We start from the raw sequence: 21117 nt of genomic DNA on the forward strand, positions 1-21117 counted from the left end.
CTTGTTAACAAATGGATCGGTTGCAGCCCATCATCACCGTCAGACCTCGTTCCGGCCTGAGTGATTACTATAAAACACAGCGTCGCCGCGACAGCGGCACGAAAAATAATGTGGAGAGTTGAATGACAATAAGCACACCTATGCTGGTGACGTTTCTGTTGTATATTTTCGGGATGGTCCTCATCGGCCTGTTTGCCTACCGCGCTACCAACAACTTTGGCGATTACATTCTGGGCGGACGTCGAATGGGCAGCGTGGTCACCGCACTGTCGGCTGGCGCTTCCGATATGAGCGGCTGGCTGCTCATGGGATTACCTGGCGCTATTTTCATCGCCGGGATTTCTAAAAGCTGGATCGCGATCGGCCTGACGCTAGGCGCGTACCTGAACTGGAAATGGGTCGCCGGACGCCTGCGCGTACACACTGAGGTAAACCACAACGCGCTCACCCTTCCTGACTATTTCACCCACCGCTTTGAAGATAACAGCAAATTACTGCGTGTGATTTCCGCGTTAGTGATCCTGATTTTCTTCACTATCTATTGTGCATCCGGCGTGGTCGCTGGAGCGCGCCTGTTTGAAAGTACCTTCGGTATGAGTTACGGCACCGCGTTGTGGGCCGGAGCAGCAGCCACCATTGCCTATACCTTCATCGGCGGCTTTCTGGCCGTGAGCTGGACAGACACCGTTCAGGCCAGCCTGATGATTTTCGCCCTGATTCTGACGCCAGTGATCGTCATCCTGTCTCTTGGAGGAATTGATAGCTCACTGATGGTGATTGAAGCGAAAAACCCGGCCAACCTGGATATGTTCAGAGGGCTGAATTTTGTCGCTATCCTCTCGCTGATGGGCTGGGGTCTGGGCTATTTCGGTCAGCCGCACATTCTGGCGCGTTTTATGGCCGCCGATTCACACCACACAATCCACAGCGCACGCCGCATCAGTATGACCTGGATGATTCTTTGTCTGGCTGGTGCCGTGACGGTAGGCTTCTTCGGCATTGCTTACTTCCACAACAACCCAGATCAGGCAGGTAACGTGACGCAAAACAGCGAACGCGTATTTATCGAGCTGTCGATGCTGCTGTTCAATCCGTGGATTGCCGGGGTGCTGCTGTCTGCGATTCTGGCCGCCGTGATGAGTACGCTAAGCTGCCAGTTGCTGGTGTGTTCCAGCGCCATCACCGAAGATTTATACAAACCCTTCCTGCGCAAAAATGCCAGCCAGAAAGAGCTGGTCTGGGTGGGACGCGCCATGGTGCTGTTAGTGGCTATCATCTCCATCGCGCTGGCGTTTAATCCTGAAAACCGCGTGCTGGGTCTGGTGAGCTATGCCTGGGCCGGGTTCGGTGCCGCATTCGGGCCGGTGATTTTGATTTCTCTGCTGTGGCCGCGCATGACGCGCAACGGTGCCCTATTCGGTATGATCGTAGGTGCGGCTACAGTGCTGATCTGGGAACATTACGCCTGGCTGGGTCTGTATGAAATCATCCCTGGCTTCATCTTCAACAGCCTGACCATTTTCATCGTCAGTCTGCTGGGTAAAGCGCCATCAAAAGCGATTACTGACCGCTTCAATCAGGCGGAAGCCGAATACAAGTCCGTTTGATAAAACACATACGTTTGCTATTGCTACAAAAGCCCGGCGATAAAAGCATTCGTTGATAAAAAAAGAGGGCACAGCTAATGCTGTGCCCTCTTCTATTTCGATCACCGACGGAAATTAACCCGCAACGGCGATACGCTTCATGTCTTTCATGTAACCGCGCAGCGTGTGGCCTACGGTTTCGATTGGGTGGTTACGGATCGCTTCGTTAACATCACGCAGTTGAGCGTTGTCCACTTCGGTACCCGCTACCGCTTTGCCCAGGTCGCCCGGCTGCAGGGATGCCATGAACGCATCTTTCAGCAATGGCACGGCAGCGTTAGCAAACAGGTAGTTACCGTATTCTGCGGTATCAGAGATAACCACGTTCATTTCATACAGACGCTTACGCGCGATGGTGTTGGCGATCAGCGGCAGCTCATGCAGTGATTCGTAGTAAGCCGACTCTTCGATGATGCCGGAGCTCACCATGGTTTCAAACGCCAGCTCAACGCCCGCTTTCACCATCGCAACCATCAGCACGCCGTTATCAAAGTATTCCTGCTCAGCGATTTTGCCGTCGAACTGTGGTGCGTTTTCGAATGCCGTTTTACCGGTCTCTTCACGCCAGGTCAGCAGTTTCACGTCATCGTTCGCCCAGTCAGCCATCATGCCGCTGGAGAATTCGCCGGAGATGATGTCATCCATGTGTTTCTGGAACAACGGTGCCATGATGCCTTTCAGCTGCTCAGACAGTGCGTAAGCACGCAGTTTCGCCGGGTTAGACAGGCGATCCATCATCAGCGTGATCCCGCCCTGCTTCAGCGCTTCGGTGATGGTTTCCCAGCCGAACTGAATCAGTTTTTCTGCATAAGCTGGATCGGTGCCTTCAGCAACCAGTTTGTCGAAACTCAGCAGAGAACCCGCCTGCAACATACCGCACAGAATGGTCTGCTCGCCCATCAGGTCAGATTTCACTTCTGCAACGAAAGAGGATTGCAGAACGCCAGCGCGGTGACCACCGGTAGCCGCAGCCCACGCTTTAGCGATGGCCATGCCTTCGCCTTTCGGATCGTTTTCCGGGTGAACCGCGATCAGCGTTGGTACGCCGAAACCACGTTTGTATTCTTCACGAACTTCCGTACCCGGGCACTTCGGTGCCACCATCACAACGGTGATGTCTTTACGGATTTGCTCGCCCACTTCAACGATGTTGAAACCGTGAGAGTAGCCCAGCGCAGCGCCCTGTTTCATCAGCGGTTGTACCGCCTGAACTACTGCGGAGTGCTGTTTGTCCGGCGTCAGGTTAACGACCAGGTCAGCCTGTGGGATCAGATCTTCGTAAGTGCCAACAGTGAAGCCGTTTTCGGTCGCTTTACGCCATGATGCGCGTTTTTCGGCAATCGCTTCAGCACGCAGGGCGTAAGCGATATCCAGACCGGAATCACGCATGTTCAGACCCTGGTTCAGACCCTGAGCACCACAGCCGACGATCACCACTTTTTTCCCTTTCAGGTAGCTCGCCTCATCGGCAAATTCATCACGCCCCATGAAGCGGCACTTGCCCAATTGATCCAGCTGCTGACGCAGGTTTAATGTGTTGAAATAGTTAGCCATGTCGTGCTCCGTATACGGTTTTGTTTGTCTGTTATTCGAGAAAGGATTCCCACCAGATGGGAATTCACTATGACCCCATCATATGACAGGAATTGCGTTGCTTAAATTGATATATTAACAACGTCACATTGCACTATCTGCAAGATAAAAAACGGGGCCTGTATCGCATGGATCTACGTGATCTCAAATTATTCCTGCACCTCGCGGAAAGTCGACACTTTGGCCGTACCGCCAAGGCGATGCACATCAGCCCGTCCACGCTGTCACGGCAAATTCAGCGGCTGGAAGAGGATTTAGGACAGACGCTGTTTCTGCGCGATAACCGTACCGTGCAGCTTACCGATGCCGGAGAGCACCTGAAGCAGTTCGCCCAGCAAACGCTGCTGCAATACCAGCAGCTACGCCACACGATAGACCAGCACGGGCCGTCATTAAGCGGCGAGCTGCGGATCTTCTGTTCCGTCACCGCCGCCTACAGCCACCTACCGCCGATTCTGGATCGCTTTCGGGCGCTGCACCCGCTGGTAGAAATTAAACTGACGACGGGCGATGCCGCCGATGCTGTTGAGAAAATTCAGTCGAACGATGGGGATTTGGGGATAGCGGGACGCCCGGAAGCGCTCCCAGCCAGCGTTGACTTCATGCCGCTCGATAAACTGCCTCTGGCGTTGATTATCCCAGCACTTCCCTGCCCCGTGCAGTCGCTGGTGCGGCAGGCAGACCCAGACTGGTCGCAGATTCCGTTCATCCTGCCGGAGCACGGCCCGGTGCGTAAGCGCATCGATCTGTGGTTCCGGCGCAACCACATCACCAACCCGCAAATTTACGCCACCATCTCTGGGCATGAAGCGATGGTATCGATGGTCGCCCTAGGCTGCGGCATTGCGCTGATTCCAAACGTCGTACTGGAGAACAGCCCGGAACCGGTACGCAACCGCGTTTCCGTCTTTGTCGAACAGGTGATGGAGCCGCTTGAACTCGGCGTGTGCGTACAGAAAAAACGGCTTAGCGAACCGCTGATTGCCGCCTTTTGGGACATATTACAGGACACCCCATGAAGATAGCCTTCACTGCCCTCATCGCCGCAGGGGTGACGTTTGCTTCCATCAGCCACAATGCGCAAGCCGCCAGCTTCTCCTGCGACAAAGCAGCTTCAGTTCAGGAAAAGCTGATTTGTGCCAGCCCATTGCTCGGGCAGCTCGATGAAGAACTGGCACAGGCATGGAAGACCTCCCGCGCGTTCCTGACGGTGTACGACAACAGCGCGCCGTGGGAAAAAACGCTCAACCAGTTTCAGCGCAGCTGGCTGACCACACGCGACCAGTGCAAAGACGAAGACTGTTTACGTCAACGCTACCAGCAGCAGTTAAACCGGCTGCGCTATCTGAATGACATCGCACAGCACGCACTCCCATCGCCGATTACGCCCGTGAAAAGCACCGCTTGTTTCCACGGCTCATTCAGCTATGAGTATGTGATGTCCGGGCTTTCCGCCGAGGAGTACCGCGATCTGGGGGAATATTTTCGGGAAATGTACGACCAGAAAGCACCCTATCATGCCGTCAGCCTGACGATGACCAACCAACGCGGCAAGATTGAAGGCGGCGCATCCATTGCATTCCGCTACGGAAACAAGCTGGATGATTCCGCCTTTACGGCTCGTCAGATGAGCGATATCCAGGCGATTGGCAAAGGCGAAAGCAGCTTCGGCCAGCAGGTGAAAATACTGCTCACCTGCATTGACGATGATCATCTGCAAATCGCCACCTTCGGCAGCAATCGGGAAGAAGGTTACCTGTTTAACTATTTGTTAGAGCGCGATAAAACGCCACTGGAGCCGCAGAAAACGCCGTAGTGTTGGCTAGCTCTGGCTCTAGCGTTCAAACCACTTATCCGCCGAAAAGGCCCGCGTATCGGACTCTGTTTCCTGCGCGGCTTTCTTCATGGTTTCGACGTTCATCAGGTAATGATAGAGCGGTTCAAGCTGGGTAAAACCTTGTGACAGAACCGTCACCAGATCGCCGGAAAACAACGCGTCCATATCCTGTCGAGTATCTATCGCGGCAAACGACTTACGGTTATACCAATCAGCCAACTCCGGTTCCTGACCTTTAATCAGCGGGCGTTTGTAGCTTTCGCCTTCCAGCGTGAAGGTCTTTCCCAGACAGCTTGCGACTTCAAGAAACTGCGACGGATTACCGCGCAGCGTCTGACGGAATAGGTCCATCGTATTACGCGTCGCGCTGTAATAACCCAGCCCGTAACGCCAGGTATCCGGCGTGATTTCAAAGAAATACACCGGCGCGTCCGTCCAATCTTTGCGAGTACGTTTGAAAGTGAGCCACATTTGACTGCGATAGCGGGATTTATCGTGAGAAAAGCGCGTGTCGCGGTGAATACGGGAGAGCGTTTTGCCGATGGCAGGACGCGTTTCAAAATGGTCGTCAATCTGCAACATGGTCAGACTGAGCTCATCCACCAGCGTGCGGAACGGCGCAACCAGTTGCTCATCGTAAACCGCACGGTGCTCGTCAAACCACGCTTTATCGTTGTACTGACGCACCTGCTGAAGAAACGTTAAACCCGCTTGAGAAAAACCCGTGAACTGCGTTGCCATAAAGAAATGCCATCCCTGTTGCTGTCAGATGACATAAAGATAACGCCGCCGACGGCGAAACACCATCGGCGGCGTTAGGGGAACACTCAACATTTAACCGCTAACTTAACCCGCTAAAAAGAAGCGGAACGCGGGGTTATTGGTTTCGTCATGGCATTCATAGCCCAGCGCCTGTAGGTGCTGCTCAAATTCCCGATCGCCCGCCTCCAGCTCGAACGCGGCCAGCACGCGACCAAAATCCGTGCCGTGGCTGCGGTAATGGAACAGAGAAATATTCCAGTGCGCCCCCAGCGTATGCAGGAATTTCAGTAATGCGCCCGGTGATTCTGGGAACTCAAAGCTGTACAGCCGTTCCTGCAGCGGTTTGGAAGGGCGTCCGCCGACCATATAACGAACGTGCAGCTTCGCCATTTCATCATCGGACAAGTCCACCACTTCATAACCGTCCGCGGACAGCTCGGCGATAATCTCCTGCCGCTCCGCATAACCACGCGTCAGACGCACGCCGACAAAAATGCAGGCGTCTTTAGCATCCGCATAGCGGTAGTTGAACTCGGTAACGGAACGACCACCCAGCAGTTGGCAAAACTTCAGGAAGCTGCCCTGCTTCTCGGGGATCGTCACGGCCAGCAAGGCTTCGCGCTGTTCACCCAGCTCGCAGCGTTCGGAAACGTAGCGTAACCCGTGGAAGTTGACGTTCGCGCCGGACAGAATATGCGCCAGACGCTCACCCTGAATCTGATGCTGTTGGATGTATTTCTTCATCCCCGCCAACGCCAGCGCGCCGGACGGTTCAGCAATCGCACGGACATCTTCGAACAGATCTTTCACAGCCGCACAGATAGCATCGCTGTCGACGGTAATCACATCATCCAGATATTCCCGGCACAGGCGGAACGTTTCATCGCCAATGCGCTTCACCGCCACGCCTTCGGCAAACAACCCGACACGCGGCAGATCGACCGGTTGCCCGGCATCCAGCGCCGCACGCAGACAGGCGGAATCTTCGGCTTCTACGCCGATCACCTGAATCTGCGGCATCAGCTGCTTGATCAGTACGGCAACCCCCGCCGCCAAACCACCACCGCCGACTGGCACAAACACGCGATCCAGATGCGCATCCTGCTGTAGTAATTCCATCGCCAGCGTGCCCTGCCCGGCAATCACCGCAGGGTGATCGAACGGCGGCAGAAAGGTCATATGTTGCTGTTGTGATAGCTCAATCGCCTTCGCCTTCGCCTCATCAAAGTTGGCACCGTGTAGCAGCACTTCGCCGCCAAAACCGCGCACGGCATCCACCTTGATATCAGCCGTCGCCACTGGCATCACAATCAGCGATTTAATCCCCAGCTTGGTGGAGGAGAGCGCAACACCTTGCGCATGGTTACCGGCTGACGCCGTTATCACACCGTGGGATTTTTGCTCATCGCTCAGACCAGCCATCATCGCGTACGCGCCACGCAGCTTGAAGCTGTGCACCGCGTGCCTGTCTTCACGTTTTACCAGAATGACATTACCCAGCCGCGAAGAGATCTTTTCCATCTTCTCCAGCGGAGTGACCTGTGTGACTTCATACACTGGCGAGCGCAAGATTGCCCGCAGGTACTCCGCGCCTCCCGGCGCGGCAGGAAGAGGTTGTGACACAGCCATCAGCATTAGCCTCCCAGCTTGCTTTTATCCCGCACAGCGCCCTTATCTGCGCTGGTTGCCAGGCTAGCGTACGCACGCAGCGCAAAAGACACCTGACGTTCACGATTATGTGGCGTCCAGGCCTGCTCGCCTCTCGCCTCTTCCGCTTCGCGGCGGCTTGCCAGTTCATTATCTGCAACGTCCAGCACGATGCTGCGGTTCGGGATATCAATGTCAATCATGTCGCCATCCTGCACCAGACCAATGGTGCCACCGTTTGCGGCTTCAGGAGACGCGTGGCCGATAGACAGCCCCGACGTACCACCAGAGAAACGGCCATCCGTGATCAGTGCACAGCTTTTACCCAAGCCCATCGATTTCAGGTAGGTGGTCGGATACAGCATTTCCTGCATGCCCGGCCCACCTTTCGGTCCTTCGTAACGGATAACGACCACATCACCCGCGACAACTTTTCCGCCCAGGATCGCTTCTACTGCGTCATCCTGGCTTTCGTAGACTTTTGCCGGGCCGCGGAAAATCAGGCTATCTTTATCAACGCCTGCGGTTTTCACGATGCAACCATCTAACGCAATGTTGCCGTACAGCACAGCTAATCCGCCATCCTGACTGTAAGCATATTCACGCGAGCGGATGCAGCCTTCCTGACGATCGGTATCCAGTGAATCCCAGCGGCAATCCTGAGAAAACGCTTTGGTCGTACGGATACCCGCCGGGCCAGCAGAATACATACGTTTCACGCTTTCATCTTTCGTCAGCATCACGTCGTAGGCTTCCAGCGTTTCCGGCAGCGTTTTACCCAACACGTTGCTAACTTCACGGTTCAGCAGGCCGGCTCTGTCCAGCTCGCCCAAAATACCGATAACCCCACCAGCACGGTGTACGTCTTCCATATGGTATTTCTGACCACTAGGCGCGACTTTACACAGGTGTGGCACCTTACGTGAAAGGCGGTCAATATCTGACATGGTGAAATCAATTTCACCTTCCTGCGCCGCGGCCAGCAGGTGCAATACGGTATTGGTGGAACCGCCCATGGCGATATCCAGAATCATGGCGTTTTCAAACGCGGCTTTGTTAGCGATGTTGCGCGGCAATACGCTTGCGTCATCCTGCTCGTAATAACGCTTCGCCAGACCTACGATGCGCGTACCCGCGTTCAGGAACAGATCCTTACGATCGGCATGTGTCGCAAGCAAGGAACCATTGGCTGGCTGAGAGAGCCCCAAGGCTTCGGTCAGGCAGTTCATGGAGTTCGCCGTGAACATCCCTGAACAGGAACCACAGGTCGGGCAGGCAGAACGTTCAATTTGCTCACTGTCGGCATCGCTGACGTTAGGGTTTGCCCCCTGAATCATGGCATCGATGAGATCGAGCTTGATAATTTGGTTAGACAGCTTGGTTTTCCCTGCTTCCATCGGGCCACCAGAAACAAAAATCACCGGAATATTCAGGCGCAGCGACGCCATTAACATCCCCGGAGTGATTTTGTCGCAGTTGGAAATACACACCATGGCATCCGCACAGTGGGCATTGACCATGTATTCCACGGAGTCGGCGATCAGCTCACGGGAAGGCAGAGAATAGAGCATGCCGCCGTGTCCCATCGCGATACCGTCATCAACGGCAATGGTGTTAAATTCTTTCGCGACGCCGCCGGAGGCTTCGATCTGCTCGGCAACCAGTTTACCCAGATCGCGCAAGTGCACATGGCCTGGCACGAATTGGGTGAAGGAGTTGACCACCGCGATAATCGGTTTACCAAAATCGTCGTCGGTCATCCCGGTGGCGCGCCACAAGGCTCGGGCACCAGCCATATTACGGCCGTGAGTGGTTGTGGCTGAACGGTACTTAGGCATGCTCTGTTACTCCAAAAATTACGAATTTGGCGATGACGGAACGTATCACCGCCTGACTGTCTGTCTTGACTGCTTACTGATTGATCGGATCCAACCAGCCCCATTTATCTTCGGTTTCACCCGTAAAGAGGCCAAAGAACGCCTGCTGTAAGGCTTTGGTGACTGGGCCGCGTTTGCCAACACCGACCTGAATGCCGTCGACGCTGCGCACGGGGGTAATCTCTGCCGCAGTACCGGACATGAAGACTTCATCGGCCAGATACAATGACTCGCGGGACAGCACCTGCTCACGCACTTCATATCCCGCATCTTTCGCCAGCTTGATGATAGCGTCACGTGTAATGCCCGGCAGCGCCGAAGAGGTAAACGGCGGCGTGAAGATAATACCGTCTTTCACTTCAAATAGGTTTTCGCCCGCACCTTCGGAAACATAACCGTGGACATCCAGCGCGATCCCTTCCTGATAGCCGTGGCGACGTGCTTCGCTACCCACCAGCAGAGAGGATAGATAGTTGCCACCCGCTTTCGCGGCGGTTGGAATGGTATTCGCCGCCACACGATTCCAGGACGACACCATCGCATCAATACCGGCTTCCAACGCCTCTTCACCCAGATACGCGCCCCACGGGAAGGCCGCGATGATGACGTCGGTTTGATAACCATCTGGCGGGTTAACGCCCATACCCACATCACCAATGAACACCAGTGGACGAATATACGCGCTGGTCAGGTTATTTTTACGCAGCGTTTCACGACAGGCTTCCATCAGCTCATCTACGCTTTGTGCGACGGGCATACGGTAAATTTTTGCCGAATCACGTAGGCGCTGCATGTGCTCACGGTGACGGAAAACCACCGGGCCCTTATGTGAATTATAGCAACGAACGCCTTCAAAGACGGAGGTGCCATAATGCAGGGCATGCGACATGACGTGTACTTTTGCTTCAGCCCATGGAACCATCTCGCCATTGAACCAAATGTAATCCGCTTTTTTTGTCATTCTTTTTTTCCTTATTCTTTTGCGTTAGGCGCTGATCTGCTGTGATGTCGTCATCGGTTGAATATCAACGCAGGCAATATCCAACAGCTTGCTCAATTGCGTTGACAATAAATCCACCGAGCGATGGCTGGCAACGGTCAGTTCAATATTAATGTGATCGGCATTGGTGGTTTGCACCATATTCATCGCGCAAACTTTGAAACCGCGATGGCGGGTAACACGCAATACACGCTCCAGAACCTCGGGACGAAAGCGCGCCTGAATCGAAAGTTGATGGTGTGTCATTCTGTTGTCTCCAGCACTTATTCTGTGTAAGTCGGCCATTGTTTGGTTTTATCGAGCCTTACTTGGTTTTATCAAGCATCGTTTCGTTACCCGCACCCGGCGGAACCAGCGGCCAAACGTTTTCGTATTCATCAATCGATACGTGCAATAAATAGGGTCCTTCGCTGTTAAACAGGGCATCCAGCGCGACATCAATTTGATCTTTGCGGGTGATGCGCTGGCCGGGGATATCAAACGCGCTTGCCAGCGTCAGGAAATCAGGGTTATCGGAGAGATCGGTTTCACTGTAGCGTTCATCAAAGAATAACTGCTGCCACTGACGCACCATACCTAACCGTTGGTTATCCAGCAGCACGATCTTTAACGGCAGCCGTTTTCGTTTGATGGTGCCCAGTTCCTGAACGTTCATCATGAAAGAACCGTCGCCGGAAATGCAGATAACCATGTCATCCGGACGCGCAACCTGTGCACCTACCGCAGCGGGTACGCCGAAGCCCATCGTACCGAGGCCGCTGGAGGTGATGAAATTCTCAGGGCGGCTGAACGTCATATGCTGTGCAGCCCACATCTGGTGCTGGCCCACATCGGTCGTAACCACAGTGTCTGCATCCATTCGTTCAGAGATCGTTTTCAGCAGCGCAGGCGCGTAAATCGCCTGACCGGGATGATCATAACGCCACGGGTATTCCGCCTTCATCATGGCCGCCTGCTCGCGCCACGCACTGACATTCAGCGGCTGTTGCAGCGCCGGTAATATCGCGTTCAGATCGCCTTGCAGCGCAACATTAGCATGACGCAATTTGCTCAATTCTGCTGGGTCGATATCCATGTGAATCACGCTGGCATGAGGTGCGAAGGCGTTCAGTTTACCCGTCACGCGGTCATCAAAACGCGCCCCGACCGCGATTAACAAATCGCACTCCTGCACAATCAGGTTCGCCGCCTTCGTGCCGTGCATACCAATCATACCGAGGTAATAGGGATGATTGGCATCCACGGCACCCAGCCCTTTCAGCGTCGAAACGGACGGGATATCCGTTACGCTCAGGAATTCACGCAGTGCCGGAACCGCATTCGCCATACCAACACCACCGCCAACGTACAGCACCGGTTTTTGCGCTTTCGCCAACAGGGCATATGCCTGCGCGATATCTTGATCGGGGAAATCAACATCGTTAGCAACAGGCGCAAAGTTCGGAGTGAAATCCCCCACCGCCAGCTGAATATCTTTAGGAATATCGACCAGAACAGGACCTGGGCGGCCGCTGTTGGCAATCGCGAACGCTTCTGCCATCACTTCCGGCAGTGATTCGAGAGACTCAACCAGAAAACTGTGTTTCGTACAGGCCAGCGACAGCCCCAGCACGTCGATCTCCTGAAAAGCATCGGTACCAATCAGTGCCGATCCAACCTGTCCGGTGATCGCGACCACAGGCACAGAATCCAGCAGCGCATCGGCCAAACCGGTGATCAGGTTCGTTGCCCCCGGACCGGACGTCGCAATACAGACGCCCACGTTACCCGTGGAGCGGGCATAGCCAATCGCCGCCATCACCGCGCCTTGCTCGTGGCGACACAGCAGGTGTTTAACGCCGCCGTCATAAAGTGCATCGTAGACTGGCATTATCGCGCCCCCTGGATAACCAAAAACGGTTTCCACTCCCTGCGCTCGCAACGCTTGAACCACCCACTGTGCTCCATTCATAGTTATTTCCCCGACATCTTATGGGAATAACAGAATTTTATGCTGATGTTCATTTTCTGTTCCTTTCCGTTATAGATTACGCCCAACAAAAAACCCCCGACCTTTCGGTGCGGGGGTTTTCTTGAATTAGGCCTTGATTTCTAAGCCATTCTTCGTCCAAGTGCAGCCCCGCACGGTGGGATAATAATCACCACCACGCTAATCACGACTAGGCTAATCACTAGGGATAGGGCTTTCATAATAGGTTGTTCATTAATCTTCTGTCGAACGAATGCCTACAGAGTTATCACAGTAAGACATAGCATGACAACCATTTTTTTTCATTGCCACCCGTAAGGATTACCTATGATACGAGAAAAAATACAACGTAATCATAAGGTAGAAGCGCATCAAATTATTTTCGCCCGTTGGCGTAAAAATGAGCGTTGTACAAGAAACGTGGCGGATGAAAACGAGCGTTGTCGATCGGCGGATAGCGTTAAGCGATCGGTTCACCTTAGATAATTGCGGCGCATCGCGCACAAATTTTACGCATTACTGAAACAGTGAATTATTTCATGATATCGCCGCGCAGAGTGACAAAGACGGTCTCTACTTCTTCTCCCTTGCCAGACATGATGCAAACTATCAGCAAAGGGGAAATAGCATGTCATTGGCAGTTACCTATACTCGGGCAATGATTGGCGTACAAGCGCCTGACGTTTATATCGAAGTTCACATCAGCAACGGGCTACCGGCCCTAACGCTGGTGGGTTTACCAGAAACCACCGTCAAGGAAGCACGCGATCGCGTGCGCAGCGCACTCATTAATTGCGGATTTACGTTTCCAGCAAAGCGCATCACGGTCAACCTCGCCCCCGCAGACCTGCCAAAAGAAGGAGGACGCTACGATCTGCCGATTGCTCTGGCGATTCTGGCGGCCTCAGAACAAATCGATGGTGAAAAGCTAAGCCGCTACGAGTTTCTTGGCGAACTCGGCCTGTCTGGCACCTTACGTGGCGTCAATGGCGCGATTCCCGCCGCATTGGAAGCCATAAAAGCAGGCCGTCAGCTTGTCCTGCCAGATGACAATAAACGGGAGATGACGCTAATACCGCAGGGTGAAGCACTGATGGCCGGGCATTTGTTGGACGTGTGTGCTTTTCTCAGTGGAGAAGAGGAATTGCTCAGTTGCTCTGACATAACGCCCGTTCCACCGATCGAGGAAGATATGCTCGATCTGAAGGATATCATTGGTCAGGAGCAGGCTAAACGCGCGTTGGAAATCGCGGCGGCAGGCGGTCACAACCTACTCTTGCTGGGGCCACCGGGAACCGGGAAAACCATGCTGGCGAGTCGATTAGGCAATCTGATGCCACCATTAAGCGATGAAGAAGCGCTGGAAAGCGCCGCCATCAACAGCCTAATCAACATTGATGCCACCATGACGCGCTGGCGAGCCAGACCATTCAGAGCGCCTCACCATAGTTCCTCCATGGCGGCACTCGTGGGCGGAGGGTCGCTGCCCAAACCGGGAGAAATCTCGCTCGCCCACAACGGTGTACTATTTTTGGACGAATTACCGGAGTTTGAGCGACGCGTATTGGACTCACTACGAGAGCCTCTGGAGTCCGGTGAAATTATCATTTCCCGCACTCGGGCTAAAGTGTGCTACCCAGCACGGGTGCAGCTCGTCGCCGCAATGAATCCCAGCCCCTCAGGACACTATCAGGGCGTTCATAACCGATTGCCAGCACAACAAATACTGCGTTATCTCAGCAAACTTTCCGGTCCCTTTTTGGATCGCTTTGACCTTTCAATCGAAGTCCCTTTGCTACCACCAGGGGTTTTATCTCAGCAACATTATCAAGGCGAAAGCAGCGCGACAATTCGCGAGCGCGTGCTGATCGCACGGCAGATACAGCTGAAGCGGGCAAATAAAATCAACGCACTACTCACTTCACGTGAAATAGAAAAACACTGCGGATTGGAGATGGCTGATGCGACCTATTTGGAGGAGGTGATGAACAAACTTGGCTTATCCGTACGTGCATGGCACAGGATATTGAAAGTCGCACGCACGATCGCTGACCTCGGCGGTCGGGATAATATTGAAAGAAAACACCTTGCCGAAGCGCTGAGCTATCGCTGTATGGATCGATTGCTCATCCAGCTTCACAAAAGCCTTGAATAGCGAGAGCGTTATATTTGTTCGCCACAAAAGGAAATGGGGCGTTAGCCCCATTCTTAATTAATCATCGCTTTCAGTGTATTCTTCCACTGCATCCATCTGCGGCTTACCACCAGACAACGTATGGAAGCGTTTAGGACGACGGATACGATCCAGATATTTGGACCAGATTTTTTCCAGTTCCGTTTCCGCTTTACGTTCGCCGCGGCACATTGCAACAAACGATGTCTCTTCCTCAGTCACCGGTTCACGTTTACCCAAATCCAGCTCGTTAAACGCGTAACCGTGGCGCTCCAACAATTGTGCTTCTTTAATCGTAAAGTCGCCATGTCGGGAAAAACCACGCGGGTAGAACTTGTTATCAAAAAAACGATTAGTGGTAGAGAAGCTTTCTGCCATCTTACACGCTCCTAATTCTTCTATGGTCGTGTTGTTTATGGCGCGGAGTATTAGATAGGCTTGACATTGTGTAAAACAAAACATTTAAATCATTACGACAAAATTTTTTTGGAGATGGGCGTGGATACCGAATTACTAAAAACCTTTCTGGAAGTCAGCAGGACAAGACACTTTGGCCGTGCCGCAGAATCCCTGTATCTCACACAGTCAGCGGTGAGTTTTCGGATTCGCCAGTTAGAGACGCAGCTTGGTGCCAACCTGTTCACACGCCATCGTAACAACATACGCCTGACCCCCGCCGGTGAACGGCTTCTGCCCTATGCGGAAAGCCTTATCGGTACCTGGCAGATTGCTAAAAAGGAGGTCGCACGCTCGCAGCAACACAGCCTGCTTTCGGTTGGAGCAACTGCGTCACTCTGGGAGGCCTATCTGACGCCCTGGCTACAATCGCTGTATCAACAGCGCCCGTTGCTCCAGCTAGAAGCGCGCATTGCCTTACGTCACTCGCTGGTAAAACAACTCCATGAGCGTCAGTTGGATCTGTTGATTACGACCGAACAGCCAAAAATGGAAGAATTGGCAAGCCAGCTGCTGGGCAACTTCTCCCTTTCGCTGTTTGCAGCAGAAGCGCACCCACCTGGACAGGAACTGCCTTATATAAAATTGGAGTGGGGCGCAGACTTTCATCAGCAGGAACATCGCCTATTAGCCAGCGATCAGCTTCCCGTTTTGACAACAACATCGGCCCAGTTGACCCGCCAACTGCTTGAAACAACTGGCGGCTGCGCGTTTTTACCCAGCCATTGGTTACAAACCTATTCTAACCTGCGGATAGTCGGCGACAGCCAGCCCGTCGTGCGCCCGTTTTATGCCGTTTGGTTACAAAACAGCGATCAGCAGACAATGATTCGTCAGTTGCTGAAAACACCTATTGTGATTAATCCATGAGCTATTTTGCTCACAACCAACTTAAGCACGTCTGGCCAACCAGAATGTGCTTAACGCCTTCTGTAACCCAATGAAAGCAAACAGCAGGAAACCAATGACGATTTTTGTCCACCATGAGCTCAAGGTGCCATCAAACGTGATATACGTTTGAATCAGCCCTTGAATCAGTACGCCAAACAGGGTGCCCAATACGGTCCCGACACCGCCGGTCAGTAGTGTGCCGCCGATGACAACGGCAGCGATGGCGTCCAATTCCACACCGCTTGCCGCCAGGGCATAACCCGCTGAGGTGTAGAGAGAGAAAACAATACCTGACAACACCGCTAACGTACTGGAAAGCATGTAGATATGAATCGTCGTCCGCCTGACGGGTACCCCCATCAGTTCTGCTGAATAGCTGCTACCACCAATCGCATAAACACGGTTACCGAAACGGGTACGATGCGCTATCACAATCCCCAACAGCACCACAATCAACATAACTAGCGCCAGAAAGGTAAACCGTCCCCCATCCGGCATGCGCCATGCTAAACCCGCCAGTTGGCTATAGACCGGATGATCGATTGGAATCGACTCTTGTGAGACGATAAAGCTCATTCCTCGGACAAAGAACATCCCCGCCAGCGTGATAATAAAGGCAGGCAATTTGAGCGTGTCGATAATCCATCCCATCAACCCACCAAACATGGCGCCCATCACCAGCGCTATTGCGAACGCAAAGAAAGGATCAATGCCATACGTACCGATCAATTTGGCCAGTAACACACCGGTAAATGCAATGACTGACCCTACAGAGAGATCGATCCCACCAGACAGGATGACAAACGTCATCCCCACTGCCACGATCCCCAGAAAGGCGTTATCCGTCAGTAAATCAAAGAACACTCGCGTCGAAGCAAAGCCGGGAAACTGGCTGAGACAGAATAAATAGCCAGCAATAAAGACCAGAATCGTCATCAACAGGGGGAAGTGGCGTTTCAACATTATGTTTTCCTCCTGAACAGGTGATGTAACGAAATACGCGGAGATTGCATAACCAAAACCAGCAGAACAACGAGTGCTTTCAGAACCAGGTTGAATTCCGGCCGATAGCCAGACAGCAGGATGCCAGTATTCATACTCTGAATAATCAAGGCACCGACGACAGAGAGCAGCAAATTAAAACGGCCCCCAAGTAGCGAGCCGCCACCGATCACCACAGCCAAAATCGCGTCTAATTCCAGCCAGAGGCCCGCGTTGTTCGCATCTGCCCCACGGATATCTGCCGTCACGATAACGCCCGCTACGGCCGCACACACGCCGCATATGACATAAGCTGCGACCAACACCAGCTTCGTACTCACGCCAGCGTTGCGAGCCGATCGCAAATTAATACCGACAGATTCGATAAATAGCCCAAGCGCCGTTTTACGTGTCAAAAACCACAGCGCCAACAACATCACGCAGGCAATAATCACTGGCATGGGGAGATAGAACAGGGTTCCGCTGCCCAGCTTAGCCAACCCGGCATTATCAAACGTGATAATTTGACCTTCGGTAATCAGCTGAGCAATACCTCGCCCGGCAACCATCAGCATCAACGTCGCCACAATCGGCTGAATCTGTAACACCGCAACCAGAAAGCCGTTCCATAGCCCACACAGTGCGCCAACCAATAGCGCAATCAGCAATACAGAAGGCAGCGGATGACCAGCAGCAGTCAGCGTTGCGGCCGTCGCGCCTGCAATCGCCATTACCGCGCCAACCGATAAATCGATTCCGCCGGTTGCAATCACTAACGTCATACCTAATGCCAGCAGCGCAACGGGCGCGCCGCGGTTAAGGATGTCGATAAGGCTACCGAACAAGCGCCCATCCTGAATATGGAGGGAGAAGAAGTTGGGCGCGACCATGCTATCAATCAGTAAGATGGCAACGAGCGCCAGAAGCTGTGGCACTCCTTTGGTGAACGTTAGGCGGACTTTTTTGGCAGGTTTGACGTTATTGTCTGTCATCAGCCGCTCCCGTTTGTACTGCGATTGCCTGCATCACTGCGGCAACCGAGATCTCATGATGTTCAAGATGTGCAACGTGCTGCCTGTCACGCAGCACAATGATGCGGTCCGCATAACCAGTCAGTTCTTCCAATTCAGAAGAGATCACGAGTAACGCCATACCCTGTTCACACAGCTTTTCGATCAGGCGAATGATTTCAGCATGCGCACCGACATCGATTCCTCGCGTTGGCTCATCCAGAATCAAAAAGCGTGGTTCTGTTGCCAGCCAGCGCGATAGCAGGACTTTTTGCTGATTCCCACCCGATAGATACTGAATTTCCTGCTCTGGACTGGGCGTACGAATCCCTAATAGGCTGATAAACTTTTCAGCGATACGGGTTTGTTCACGTAAGGAAATAGGCTTCAGCCAGCCGCGCTGCGCCTGAAGTGCCAGAATGATGTTCTCTCGTACTGTTGCCGCACCGACAATGCCGTCAGTCTTGCGATCCTCAGGGCAATAGCCAAAGCCGAGCTTTCCTGCTGCACGCGGCGTGCGAATGCTGACTTGTTTGCCATCCACTCTGGCTTCGCCGGCATCAGGCACGTTAATACCAAATATCAGCTGCGCGGTTTCTGTCCGGCCGGAACCCAGTAGACCAGCGAGGCCAACAATTTCTCCCGGGCGCACGGAAAGCTCGAAGTCATTAATCGAGCCACGCCGACCATAGTGTTTAAACTGCACGATGGGCTCACCTGAGACGTCACTATGTTCGCCACGCTTCAATAACGTTTCATCAAAACTGTGTCCCAACATCATTTGGACTAATTCAATACGTGGTAATTCTGCGGTAGGCAATGTCCCCACTAATCTTCCATTACGCAAAACGGTAATTCTGTCGCTAATGCGATAAACCTGATCCAGAAAGTGCGTCACAAATATCATACCGATTCCGCGATCGCGCAACTTCCGCAATATATCCAGTAACATATCAACTTCTTTTGCATCAAGGCTTGCGGTCGGTTCATCAAGAATTAAAACTTTAGCGGAAAGATCGATAGCTCTGGCGATAGCGACAATTTGCTGAACTGCGATGGAGTAATTACCAAGCGGGTGGCTAACATCGATCATCAGTCCATAATTCAATAAGAGCGCTTCGGCCTGACGCAGGATTTTATGTTGATCCACGATGCCCCAACGTGTGGGCTCACGGCCAATAAATAGATTTGCTGCCACTGACAGATTCGGTAATAGATTAACTTCCTGATAGACAGTACCAATACCCAATGACTGAGCATGGGCCGTATTTACAGGATTAATCGCTATACCATCGAGGATAATTTCACCCGTTGAGCGATGGTAAACGCCAGTCAACGCCTTAATTAACGTTGACTTCCCTGCACCATTCTCTCCTAATAGCGCCACTATTTCGCCGCGATTAAGCGTGAAGTCCACTTGATCTAATGCTTTTACCCCCGGAAACTCAACGCTCATGCCCCGAATATCTAACAACCGTGTCGTTTCCATCAGCATCACCTATGCGACAACTTAACAAGGCTACATCACACCTGAGCAATATTATGGTAAGTAGGCTGACAATATTCACTGTCCCGTAATTAAACGGTGCAGAAAACATCGCAAGCCCACTTTCCCATATTCATATTTCTGCCAGGTATTTAGCAAAATTTATGTCAATAATAAATCCACAATATAAATATCAATAACCAAGGTCTTTCTTGGTTTCATATTCCTGTTTTGCCGTGTCAGGTAGTAATAAACGAGATTCGGTTTGAATGAATTTTTCAGGCTGTTTCCCATCCTTCTTCATCGCTAATAAAGCATCAAAAGCAGGCCCAGCCATATTGGGTGTTAATTCAACGGTGGCATTAGCTTCGCCATTCATCATAGCTTTGAAAATATCAGGGACACCATCAATGGAGACAACCTTTATTTGTGAACCAGGTTTCAGACCTGCTTCTTTAATTGCCTGAATAGCACCTATTGCCATGTCATCATTATGTGCATAAACCGCACAGATATTTTTTCCGTTCTGCTCAGCTTTAATAAAGCTTTCCATGACTTCTTTACCCTTACTGCGAGTAAAGTCTCCCGACTGTGAACGAATAATTTTTATCTGTGGATCTGAAGCTATACCGTCAGCAAATCCTTTCTTACGGTTTATCGCAACGCTAGCCCCAACCGTTCCCTGCAACTCAACAACATTACAAGGTTTGCCAGCGGCTTCTTTCACAAGCCACTCCCCTGCCACTTTTCCTTCATAGACGCTATCAGAGGCGATAGCAGCGGTGTACAACGATGGATCGCTAACCTCAATCGTTCTATCAAGCAGGAACACTGGGATTTTTGCTTCTTTAGCTTCCTGTAAGACTGGCGCCCAACCTGTCGCGACAACTGGCGCAATAAATATGGCATCTACGCCCTGAGCGATGAATGACCGCACAGCCTTAATCTGATTCTCCTGCTTCTGCTGAGCATCAGCTATTTTTAACGTTATCCCACGCTTCTCGGCTTCCTGCTTTGACACTTTAGTTTCCGCAGAGCGCCATCCTGATTCTGAACCAATCTGGGAAAACCCAACCGTTAAGGGTTTTGCCTGTACGGCACCACATAACGCAGTGCTTACAGCAACAGCTACCAGTAAACGTCTGTACATACTTAAACTCCTTCTGTGTAGTCTTACAGCTACTTAGTCAGATTTCAGGTACAGCATAGCGCTAAGAATTTCTGCTGTAGCGCTACCGATGTGATGTTGGCAGGTATCACTAACAAGTGAATGCAACCTGAAGGATCGTTCTGAAAAATAATTTCCCTCCACTCAGGCTGTAGATAGTTTTAGTTCAAATATCGAACAAGATGAATGAGCAAGTTCACAACCTGGTATTACGGTGATTTTGTGCATATTTACAGCTAAATCAGCACGATCTATCAACAGTACATCAGCGAATTTTATCTATTAAATAACAACACGTTAGATTAATTAGATATCCAGAGGGGAGAAATAACGGAGAAATTGGAAAGAGGGAGACGAGACAGGATCGAGCATAAAGTACAGATCAAAAAAAACCCTTCACGATTACGTGAAGGGTCTTATTTGGCAGGGGCGGAGAGACTCGAACTCGCGACACCCGGTTTTGGAGACCGGTGCTCTACCAACTGAGCTACGCCCCTAAATTACGCTTAACATTATGCCTGCTAAAATTAGCAGGCATAATTTTTAATAAGTGGCGGAACGGACGGGGCTCGAACCCGCGACCCCCTGCGTGACAGGCAGGTATTCTAACCAACTGAACTA

Annotated in this window: 18 protein-coding genes and 1 tRNA gene; 5 read left to right on the top strand and 14 right to left on the bottom strand. The window is 52.3% G+C overall.

Going from position 1 to position 21117, the window contains the following annotated elements:
* Positions 1–122 precede the first annotated feature (122 nt).
* Positions 123–1607: a sodium/proline symporter PutP gene (gene putP / locus NXT09_RS16260; RefSeq protein ID WP_240584014.1), complete on the top strand. Its 1485-nt coding sequence runs from the start codon at positions 123–125 to the stop codon at positions 1605–1607.
* Positions 1608–1721: 114 nt separating this feature from the next.
* Here the strand turns inward: putP and ilvC are convergent, their stop codons facing one another.
* Positions 1722–3200 carry a ketol-acid reductoisomerase gene (gene ilvC, locus NXT09_RS16265; protein ID WP_010283900.1) on the bottom strand — a complete coding sequence of 493 codons (1479 nt, stop codon included), beginning with the start codon at positions 3198–3200 and terminating at the stop codon, positions 1722–1724.
* A 167-nt stretch (positions 3201–3367) separates the two neighbouring features.
* Here ilvC and ilvY point away from each other — a divergent pair, with 167 nt between their 5' ends.
* Both ilvY and NXT09_RS16275 read left to right on the top strand, forming a co-directional pair.
* On the top strand, positions 3368–4258 hold the full coding sequence (gene ilvY, locus NXT09_RS16270; protein ID WP_240584015.1) for an HTH-type transcriptional activator IlvY: 891 nt from the start codon (positions 3368–3370) through the stop codon (positions 4256–4258).
* Entirely contained in the window at positions 4255–5055 is an 801-nt protein-coding gene (locus NXT09_RS16275; protein WP_268580430.1) for a lysozyme inhibitor LprI family protein, read from the top strand. The genes ilvY and NXT09_RS16275 overlap by 4 nt, the downstream gene beginning before the upstream one ends.
* 18 nt (positions 5056–5073) lie before the next feature.
* Here the strand turns inward: NXT09_RS16275 and NXT09_RS16280 are convergent, their stop codons facing one another.
* The 7 genes from NXT09_RS16280 to ilvL all read right to left on the bottom strand — a co-directional run bounded on the left by NXT09_RS16280 (position 5074) and on the right by ilvL (position 12552).
* Positions 5074–5817, bottom strand: coding sequence for a DUF2461 domain-containing protein (locus NXT09_RS16280; RefSeq protein ID WP_039514214.1), 744 nt, complete (start codon positions 5815–5817; stop codon positions 5074–5076).
* 105 nt (positions 5818–5922) lie between these two features.
* The gene (gene ilvA, locus NXT09_RS16285) at positions 5923–7467 is read right to left on the bottom strand and encodes a threonine ammonia-lyase, biosynthetic (RefSeq protein WP_268580434.1); all 1545 of its coding nucleotides are present in this window, start codon (positions 7465–7467) and stop codon (positions 5923–5925) included.
* A 5-nt stretch (positions 7468–7472) separates the two neighbouring features.
* The gene (gene ilvD / locus NXT09_RS16290) at positions 7473–9323 is read right to left on the bottom strand and encodes a dihydroxy-acid dehydratase (RefSeq protein ID WP_268580436.1); all 1851 of its coding nucleotides are present in this window, start codon (positions 9321–9323) and stop codon (positions 7473–7475) included.
* 73 nt (positions 9324–9396) lie between these two features.
* Positions 9397–10323, bottom strand: a complete 927-nt coding sequence (locus tag NXT09_RS16295) for a branched-chain amino acid transaminase (RefSeq protein WP_095700894.1) — start codon at positions 10321–10323, stop codon at positions 9397–9399.
* Positions 10324–10347: 24 nt separating this feature from the next.
* The gene (gene ilvM / locus NXT09_RS16300) at positions 10348–10608 is read right to left on the bottom strand and encodes an acetolactate synthase 2 small subunit (RefSeq protein ID WP_010294673.1); all 261 of its coding nucleotides are present in this window, start codon (positions 10606–10608) and stop codon (positions 10348–10350) included.
* Positions 10609–10666: 58 nt separating this feature from the next.
* On the bottom strand, positions 10667–12313 hold the full coding sequence (gene ilvG, locus NXT09_RS16305; protein ID WP_268580441.1) for an acetolactate synthase 2 catalytic subunit: 1647 nt from the start codon (positions 12311–12313) through the stop codon (positions 10667–10669).
* A 140-nt stretch (positions 12314–12453) separates the two neighbouring features.
* A complete protein-coding gene (gene ilvL / locus NXT09_RS16310; protein ID WP_071531109.1) occupies positions 12454–12552 on the bottom strand; it encodes an ilv operon leader peptide in 99 nt (32 codons plus the stop codon).
* 407 nt (positions 12553–12959) lie between these two features.
* Here ilvL and NXT09_RS16315 point away from each other — a divergent pair, with 407 nt between their 5' ends.
* Complete coding sequence (locus NXT09_RS16315) at positions 12960–14486, top strand: YifB family Mg chelatase-like AAA ATPase (protein ID WP_268580448.1); 1527 nt, start codon at positions 12960–12962, stop codon at positions 14484–14486.
* Positions 14487–14543: 57 nt separating this feature from the next.
* Here the strand turns inward: NXT09_RS16315 and NXT09_RS16320 are convergent, their stop codons facing one another.
* Positions 14544–14882 (bottom strand): MaoP family protein, encoded by a 339-nt coding sequence (locus NXT09_RS16320; RefSeq protein ID WP_010283921.1) that lies wholly within the window; start codon positions 14880–14882, stop codon positions 14544–14546.
* Between the two features lie 120 nt (positions 14883–15002).
* On the opposite strand from NXT09_RS16320, the gene hdfR reads away from it, so the two are divergent.
* Entirely contained in the window at positions 15003–15830 is an 828-nt protein-coding gene (gene hdfR, locus NXT09_RS16325; RefSeq protein WP_010294681.1) for an HTH-type transcriptional regulator HdfR, read from the top strand.
* Between the two features lie 21 nt (positions 15831–15851).
* Here the strand turns inward: hdfR and yjfF are convergent, their stop codons facing one another.
* The 5 genes from yjfF to NXT09_RS16350 form a co-directional block, all read right to left on the bottom strand.
* Positions 15852–16814, bottom strand: coding sequence for a galactofuranose ABC transporter, permease protein YjfF (gene yjfF / locus NXT09_RS16330; protein ID WP_095700899.1), 963 nt, complete (start codon positions 16812–16814; stop codon positions 15852–15854).
* Positions 16814–17824 (bottom strand): galactofuranose ABC transporter, ATP-binding protein YtfT, encoded by a 1011-nt coding sequence (gene ytfT, locus NXT09_RS16335; RefSeq protein ID WP_268580451.1) that lies wholly within the window; start codon positions 17822–17824, stop codon positions 16814–16816. Before ytfT ends, yjfF begins: the two co-directional genes overlap by 1 nt.
* Complete coding sequence (gene ytfR / locus NXT09_RS16340; protein WP_205552280.1) at positions 17811–19331, bottom strand: galactofuranose ABC transporter, ATP-binding protein YtfR; 1521 nt, start codon at positions 19329–19331, stop codon at positions 17811–17813. Before ytfR ends, ytfT begins: the two co-directional genes overlap by 14 nt.
* A gap of 190 nt (positions 19332–19521) precedes the next feature.
* Complete coding sequence (ytfQ, locus tag NXT09_RS16345) at positions 19522–20478, bottom strand: galactofuranose ABC transporter, galactofuranose-binding protein YtfQ (RefSeq protein WP_010283932.1); 957 nt, start codon at positions 20476–20478, stop codon at positions 19522–19524.
* A gap of 439 nt (positions 20479–20917) precedes the next feature.
* A tRNA-Trp gene (locus tag NXT09_RS16350) sits at positions 20918–20993 on the bottom strand.
* Positions 20994–21117: the final 124 nt, after the last annotated feature.

Origin of the sequence: Pectobacterium jejuense (genome assembly GCF_026800125.1) — a bacterium.
Lineage (GTDB): Bacteria > Pseudomonadota > Gammaproteobacteria > Enterobacterales > Enterobacteriaceae > Pectobacterium > Pectobacterium jejuense.